The organism is Flavobacterium sp. (assembly GCF_049240005.1).
GTDB lineage: Bacteria > Bacteroidota > Bacteroidia > Flavobacteriales > Flavobacteriaceae > Flavobacterium.
This window is the reverse complement of sequence record NZ_JBMLTK010000048.1, coordinates 1,173-1,970: the sequence shown is the minus strand read 5'-3', so window position 1 is coordinate 1,970 and position 798 is coordinate 1,173. Positions and strand designations below refer to the sequence as shown.

Here is a 798-nt window from a genome sequence, read left to right as displayed (position 1 = left end):
TAACAACGTTGCTCAAAGTAACATTACCTGTATTGGTAACAACAAACGAGTACTGGATGGTATCCCCAACGTTCGCAACTGCTGGATCTCCAACAACAGTGGTATTCAATACTGAGGTCTTAACCAAAGTCATAGTAGGCGCAGGCGTTAAGATCGTAATTGTAGGATCATCAGTTATTGGAGTTGATGGATCATTTGATACTAAACTAAATGAACCGCATACCCCTACTCCAGATAATGTCGCTGAATTAGTAATTAATCCTGAATCAATGTCTGCCTGTGTTATGATATAATTGTGTGAAACATTAGAAACGCCTCCTGCTGGTACATCTGCTACCAACAAGCTTGGAACTTGGATAGTAGGATCGCTAATAACTAAATCAGATACTGTAGTGGTTCCTAAATTCTGAATTTCAAAATTATACTGAATAATAGTTCCAGCTACTACCGGCCCTAATATCGTAGCTGTTTTATTGAATGACATAACTGGCGCTACTGGCTGAGCGTTAATCGTAACTGAAGTACCCGCTGAGATACATGTAGCATCTGCTAAAGAACGAACTGTTACACTGTATGTGCCTGAAGCAACATTGGCAAAGATGGGTGACAATTGGTAAGTAGTACCATCGATGCTGTATTCAAAGCCAGTACCCGAAGCTGGTGAGCTTACCTCGATCGTTCCTGTAGCAACTGCACAAGTTGGCTGTAAGGTAGCTGAAGCAGTCGGTGCTGTTGGAGCTGTAGGCTGAGCGTTAATCGTAACTGAAGTACCCGCTGAGATACATGTAGCATCTGCTA

Annotated in this window: 1 protein-coding gene; it reads right to left on the bottom strand. The window is 42.1% G+C overall.

The genetic code is table 11. The features are described 5' to 3' along the window. On the bottom strand, positions 1-798 hold a 798-nt coding region (locus ACOVQQ_RS04745), incomplete at both ends, for a DUF7507 domain-containing protein (protein WP_421817184.1).